The 6,759-nt window shown below is 35.2% G+C and carries 8 protein-coding genes and 1 tRNA gene; all 9 read left to right on the forward strand.

All coding sequences use genetic code 11. From position 1 onward, the window contains the following. Positions 1-65: 65 nt before the first annotated feature. The 9 genes from O3626_RS08470 to O3626_RS08510 all read left to right on the forward strand — a co-directional run bounded on the left by O3626_RS08470 (position 66) and on the right by O3626_RS08510 (position 6,684). The gene (locus O3626_RS08470; protein WP_003002258.1) at positions 66-332 is read left to right on the forward strand and encodes an RNA-binding S4 domain-containing protein; all 267 of its coding nucleotides are present in this window, start codon (positions 66-68) and stop codon (positions 330-332) included. Next, positions 325-693, forward strand: coding sequence for a septum formation initiator family protein (locus O3626_RS08475; protein ID WP_003010764.1), 369 nt, complete (start codon positions 325-327; stop codon positions 691-693). The genes O3626_RS08470 and O3626_RS08475 overlap by 8 nt, the downstream gene beginning before the upstream one ends. Positions 694-696: 3 nt before the next feature. Next, positions 697-825, forward strand: a complete 129-nt coding sequence (locus O3626_RS08480) for an SP_0009 family protein (RefSeq protein WP_003009253.1) — start codon at positions 697-699, stop codon at positions 823-825. Continuing rightward, on the forward strand, positions 797-2,083 hold the full coding sequence (locus O3626_RS08485; RefSeq protein ID WP_371496389.1) for a serine hydrolase: 1,287 nt from the start codon (positions 797-799) through the stop codon (positions 2,081-2,083). Before O3626_RS08480 ends, O3626_RS08485 begins: the two co-directional genes overlap by 29 nt. Further along, positions 2,083-3,357: a tRNA lysidine(34) synthetase TilS gene (tilS, locus tag O3626_RS08490; RefSeq protein WP_371496391.1), complete on the forward strand. Its 1,275-nt coding sequence runs from the start codon at positions 2,083-2,085 to the stop codon at positions 3,355-3,357. Before O3626_RS08485 ends, tilS begins: the two co-directional genes overlap by 1 nt. A 4-nt stretch (positions 3,358-3,361) precedes the next feature. Next, positions 3,362-3,904: a hypoxanthine phosphoribosyltransferase gene (gene hpt, locus O3626_RS08495; protein WP_045760073.1), complete on the forward strand. Its 543-nt coding sequence runs from the start codon at positions 3,362-3,364 to the stop codon at positions 3,902-3,904. Between the two features lie 10 nt (positions 3,905-3,914). After that, positions 3,915-5,888, forward strand: coding sequence for an ATP-dependent zinc metalloprotease FtsH (gene ftsH / locus O3626_RS08500; RefSeq protein WP_049473251.1), 1,974 nt, complete (start codon positions 3,915-3,917; stop codon positions 5,886-5,888). Positions 5,889-5,979: 91 nt separating this feature from the next. After that, positions 5,980-6,051, forward strand: a tRNA-Glu gene (locus O3626_RS08505). A gap of 153 nt (positions 6,052-6,204) precedes the next feature. Further along, positions 6,205-6,684: a hypothetical protein gene (locus O3626_RS08510; protein ID WP_045760075.1), complete on the forward strand. Its 480-nt coding sequence runs from the start codon at positions 6,205-6,207 to the stop codon at positions 6,682-6,684. The last annotated feature ends 75 nt before the right edge of the window (positions 6,685-6,759 follow it).

Consider the following 6,759-nt stretch of genomic DNA (forward strand, 5'->3'; position numbering starts at 1 on the left):
TTCTTAGCTCATTTTTCGCATTTTATGTATAAAAAATGATACAATACTATGTTAGAGGTGACAGTATGAGATTAGATAAATATTTGAAAGTTTCTCGCATTATTAAGCGTCGCCCTGTTGCAAAGGAAGTTGCAGATAAAGGGCGGATCAAAGTTAATGGAGTATTAGCCAAAAGTTCAACGGATTTGAAAGTGAATGATCAAATCGAAGTTCGTTTTGGAAATAAAGTATTGACGGTTAAAGTCTTGGAAATGTTGGATAGTACCAAAAAAGAAGATGCATCCAAAATGTACGAAATCATTAGTGAAACAAGGATAGAAGAAGATGCCTAAAAATATCGTTCAAATGAACAATAAGTATATCAAAGACGAAAGTCAGCGAAAACGTTTTTTAGAAGAAGAAAGAAAAAAACGCAATCGTTTTATGGGACTCGTCTTGATATTGGTCATGTTACTGTTTATTCTTCCAACTTATAATTTAGCCCAGAGCTATCAATCGCTACAAGATAAAAAAGAACAATACAAACAGTTGGAAAAAGAGTATAAAGAGACAAGTGAACAAAAAGAATATCAACAAGACATCGCTAAAAAATTAAAAGACGATGATTACGCAACAAAATATGCACGCGCCAAGTATTCTTTTTCAAAAGATGGTGAATATGTTTATACCATCCCAGATTTACTCCCCCAATAACCAATGGAAAATATTTTACAAACAGTTAAACAATTTCTTGAATTTTCGGATGAAAAATTAGAGGAATTAAAAAAGAAAAACCAAATGATCAAACTTCAAAAGGATGAAAAGGAAAGGAATACAGGTGTCTAAACGATTTCTGCTCCTATTGTTAGTTCCAATTTTATTTATTGGGTCTCAAGCAGCGAGTGTTGAGCAGTCTGAGTCTTCTCAGACAATGGCTCATCCATCAGAACTTTATTTTTCTTCAATTCCAGCAAACCCTAATGTCTATCGCAAAATTTCTATTTTCTCTGATCCTCAGTTGAAAAAAACAAAAGGAGAAATTCTTCCAAATTCACCGTTTACAATCGAACAACTCTTTGTAAACGATGAAGGGAAAGCTGTATTTAAAATAGCAGAGAAAGGGTATGTATTAGCAGATTCTTCTGTCATTTTTTCTGATGTTGTACAAGAAACACAAGAAAAAAAACAAGACATGTGGCTAAAACCTGGTTTTAAAGTGTACGACCGCCCCTTAATAAATGGTGCAAAAGAAAAAAATACACCTCTTTCTCCTTATACAAAAGTGACAGTCTTACGTACAGCTAAGACTTTACGAGATGAGTTTGTAGAGATTGAAGGTCAGGGCTGGGTGAACAAAGAATTCGTCACTGAAAAAGATAATCGAATGGAAAAAGTCCAGGAATTGTTAAATAGTAAATACAATTCTCCTTCGTATGGAATCTACGTAAAACAATTAGCGACTGGAAATACTGCTGGAATCAATCCGCAAAAAGAAATGTATTCTGCTAGTGTAACGAAATTACCATACTTGTACTATGTCCAAGAACAGCTCAATAAAAAAGCCATTTCTCTATCTACAACCTACAAGTATATTCCAGAAGTCAATGACTTTAAAGGTGGTTATGAACCAGAAGGAAGTGGTAGTATTTCAAAAACAGCAGATGGTAAGGATTATAGTGTCCAAGAATTAGTAGATAAGATTGCAAAAGAATCCGATAATGTTGGCCATAATATCTTGAATTATTATGTCACTCATCAATCAGATCAAGATTTCCAAAAAACTTTGGATAAAATTGCAAAAAAACATTGGGATGTTGAAAAAAGAGAAGCATCCGCTGAAATGGCTGGCAATGTCATGGAGGCTGTCTATCAACAGAATGGCTCAATTATTGATGCGCTCTCCTCTACAAAATTCGATGATCAACGGATTGCGCGTGACCTTCCAGTAAAGGTTGCTCATAAAATTGGAGATGCCTATGATTTTAGACATGATGTTGCGATTGTCTACACAAATTCACCCTATGTACTAGCCATTTTTACAGATCATTCGAATTATGATACGATTTCCAATATTTCAAAGGATATCTATGAGGTATTGAAATAATGGAAAAGCGATTTTTAGAGTTTTGTGAAAAACAAGATCTATTTACTTCCCATCGTCGTGTTTTAGTTGCCTTATCGGGTGGATTGGATTCAATGAATCTGTACGAACTTTTAGAAAAGAACAAAGAACGATTGAAAATCCAACTGATACTCGCTCATGTTAATCATGGACAAAGACCAGAATCAGATTTAGAAGAAAGAGAACTTCGAACACTAGCTGACAGGCGCAAGACACGTATCCACGTTGCTCACTATCTTGGTGATTTTACAGAAGCAAAAGCTCGTACCTTTCGTTATGATTTTTTTAGACAGATTATGGAGAAAGAGAATTGTACTGCTTTAGTAACAGGCCATCATGCAAACGATCAAGCTGAAACAACTTTCATGCGCTTGATACGAGGAACTAAATTACGTCACTTGAGTGGCATTCCTGTACGCCAACCATTTGGAAAAGGTGAATTAATCCGTCCTTTATTGAGTTTTACCAAAGATGAGTTGATGAAAATTCCTCATTTTGAAGACAGTAGTAATTCCTCACAGGATTATTTTCGCAATCGTGTACGCCATCAATACCTTCCAGAATTTGAAAAAGAAAATCCTCAAATGCAAGCAAGTCTTCGCTATTTAGCAGAGGAAGTAACTCAGTGGCACAAAGCACTGAAAGAATTGACTAGCGAGTTCACTATTCAAGATTTAGCTTCTTTTAGAACTTATTCCGATTCTATCCAGTCTTTCTTATTAGAAGAGTATCTGGCACAATTTCCAGATTTACAACTTGGTAGAGTCCAGTTTCAAGAATTACTAGATTTACTAAGAAAAAAAAGAAATTGTGTCCATTATTTAAAGTCGAATTATGAACTCCATCAAGAATATGATTTCTTTGAAATACAAAAAATCAGTCAAAAGTCGGATGACCAAGTCCTCCCATTTTTGTTAGAATTTGGGAATATCTTTGAGATTGCAAATTATAAATTATCTTTTGGCCACCCATTAGTAGGGAAAAATGTGGAAATTCTTTCTGTTTCACGCGAAACGCCCATCTTAATTAGAAGGCGAGAGGAAGGAGATCAGCTGCTTGTTAATGGCCACCATCAAAAATTAAGGCGGTGGTTTATCAATCATAAAATCCCAATTTCTCTTCGGCAAAAGGCTCTCATTTTAGAACAGAATCATAATATTCTTTCAGTCGTGGGATTGGTAACGAGTGATTTGAGTAAGCCCTCAAAAAGTGGTATAATGAAAGATGGTCTTTATATTCAAAAAATAGATAGGTAAAAACATGTTAGAAAAAGATATAAAAAAAGTATTGGTTTCACATGATGAAATTGTAGAAGCAGCAAAAAAATTGGGTGAAACCCTAACAAAAGAGTATCAAGGAAAAAATCCTATTTTCGTTGGTATTTTGAAGGGTTCTGTTCCATTTATGGCAGAGTTGATCAACCATGTTGATACTCATATTGAATTAGACTTTATGTTGGTGTCAAGTTATCATGGCGGTACAGCAAGCTCAGGTATCATTAATATTATCAAGGATATTGATCAGGATATTACAGGTAGAGATATTTTATTTGTGGAAGATATCATCGATACAGGTAAAACCCTCAAGAGTCTAAAAGAACTCTTTGAAGAACGAAATGCAGCATCTGTGAAAATTGCGACATTATTGGATAAACCTGAAGGACGTTTGGTTGAGATCGAAGCAGATTATACTTGCTTTACGATTCCGAATGAGTTTGTTGTCGGATATGGTTTAGACTATGAAGAAAATTATCGTAACCTACCATATGTTGGTGTATTAAAAGAGGAAGTGTACTCAAAATAGAGGAGACTAGATGAATAACAGAAAAAACAACGGTTTTGTTCGAAATCCTTTTCTGTATTTGTTGATTATTGTAGCGGCTGTGACAGGATTCCAGTACTTTTTTGCGGGTAATGGAGTTGGTCAAAGTCAGCAAATCAACTACACAGAATTGGTCAAGGAAATTAAAAATGATAATGTCAAAACAATCAGTTACCAACCAAATGGTAGTGTGATTGAAATTGCAGGGACCTATAATAAAGCAAAAGAATCAAAAGAAGATACAGGGATTCAATTCTTTACCCCGAGTGTTCAAAAAGTATCTCGCTTTACTAGTGTAATCCTTCCATCTGATATTACTGTTAATGAATTACAAAAATTAGCAGCTGACCACAAAGCAGAAATCACCATCAAGCGTGAAAGTTCAAGTGGCATGTGGATAACAATTCTCACTTCAATTGTTCCATTTGTTATCGTCATGTTCTTCTTCTTCTCCATGATGAACCAAGGCGGTGGCGGAGGTGCCAGAGGCGCAATGAACTTTGGTCGCAATAAAGCCCGTGCTGCTAATAAAGAAGATATTAAAGTTCGTTTTTCAGATGTAGCAGGAGCTGAGGAAGAAAAACAAGAACTTGTTGAAGTTGTTGAGTTTTTGAAAGATCCAAAACGCTTTACTAAATTAGGAGCAAGGATTCCAGCAGGTGTGCTTCTTGAAGGACCTCCGGGAACTGGTAAAACACTTCTAGCAAAAGCAGTAGCTGGAGAAGCTGGAGTACCATTCTTCAGTATTTCTGGTTCTGACTTTGTTGAAATGTTTGTCGGAGTCGGAGCTAGTCGTGTTCGTTCACTTTTCGAAGATGCTAAAAAAGCTGCTCCAGCTATCATTTTCATCGATGAAATTGATGCTGTTGGACGCCAACGTGGTGTAGGCCTTGGCGGTGGAAATGATGAGCGGGAACAAACCCTCAACCAGCTCTTGATTGAGATGGATGGTTTTGAAGGCAATGAAGGAATTATTGTTATTGCTGCTACTAACCGTTCAGATGTTCTGGACCCAGCCCTTCTTCGTCCTGGCCGTTTTGACCGTAAAGTATTGGTTGGGCGTCCAGATGTGAAAGGTCGTGAAGCAATTCTTCGAGTTCACGCTAAGAACAAACCACTCGCTCAAGATGTAGATTTGAAATTGGTTGCACAACAGACACCAGGATTTGTCGGTGCCGATCTTGAAAATGTTTTGAATGAAGCAGCCTTAGTTGCAGCTCGTCGAAATAAAAAAGTGATTGATGCTGCTGATATCGATGAAGCAGAAGATCGTGTTATTGCAGGACCATCTAAGAAAGATCGGACGATTTCGCAAAAAGAACGTGAAATGGTCGCTTATCATGAAGCAGGTCATACGATCGTTGGTCTGGTTTTGTCAAATGCTCGAGTGGTTCATAAGGTTACTATTGTTCCTCGTGGTCGCGCAGGCGGTTACATGATTGCCCTTCCTAAAGAAGATCAAATGTTACTTTCTAAAGAAGATATGAAAGAACAATTAGCTGGTCTCATGGGAGGACGTGTTGCGGAAGAAATTATTTTTAATTCACAAACAACAGGTGCTTCAAATGACTTTGAACAAGCCACTCAAATGGCGCGTGCAATGGTGACAGAATATGGAATGAGTGAAAAACTTGGACCTGTTCAATATGAAGGAAATCATGCCATGTTCGGGGCTCAAAGCCCACAAAAAATGATTTCAGAACGGACTGCTTATGAAATCGATGAAGAAGTACGTAGTCTATTGAATGAAGCTCGTAACAAAGCTGCAGAAATTATTCAAGGTAATAGAGAAACGCATAAACTTATTGCTGAAGCTCTATTAAAATATGAAACCTTGGATAGTGTTCAAATTAAATCATTGTATGAAACAGGTAAAATGCCCGAAAATTCAGAGCATGAATTGGAAGAAGAAGCAAAACCTCTATCCTATGATGAGATTAAGTCAAAATTAGAAGAAAACAACTAACTTAAAAGAAGGAAAATATTTCCTTCTTTTTTTATTAAAAAAGTGTTGACAGAGTAAAAATATTCTGTATAATAGAATATGTTGTAAAAATGGTCCGTTGGTCAAGGGGTTAAGACACCGCCTTTTCACGGCGGTAACACGGGTTCGAATCCCGTACGGACTATCGATAAACTGTCACCAAGTGGCAGTTTTTTTGTGTATTTGAACAAAATAGTTAAAATAATAACCAAATAGTTAAAAAAACGTGCAGAATAGAAAAAAAGTCCAATGGGCTTCTTTATTTTTATAAAATACAGATAAAAGTAAAGGAGAGCTTATGGAATTTAATAAAATGTATCAAAAAGTAAAATATATCGTAAGAAAATGTGAAAAAGAATATTATATTCAATTATGGGAAAAAGATGATTGGGAACAAGAAGGTCAGCTAACTCTGTTTGAACTTTATCAAAAGAATCCTGAAATTGAAACAAATGAAGAATTACTTTATACATATTTCAAAACAAAATTTAGAAATCATATTAAAGATAAAATAAGACAACAGGAAAGTGATAAAAGAAAAATTAATAGACTTCCATATATTGAAATTGGGGAAATTAGCCACAGAATTTCATCAAGAAAAATGTATTTAGACGAATTGGTAGTTCTAAGAGATTCTTTAAAGGATTTTAAAGAAAAATTAACAGTAAAAGAAAAAGAACAATATGAAGCATTACTAACAAACAGAAGATGTCAAGGAAAAGCAAAAATGAAAAAGAAATTAGAAAACTATCTAAAGGATTTTAAAAATTCCATTTAAAAAATGAAAGTTAACAGTGATTAAAAAAACTTTCAATAAAATAAATTTTTTTGAAAAAAAGTGTTGACAGTAAGT

Source organism: Streptococcus sp. 20925_1_77 (genome assembly GCF_041432125.1).
GTDB lineage: Bacteria > Bacillota > Bacilli > Lactobacillales > Streptococcaceae > Streptococcus.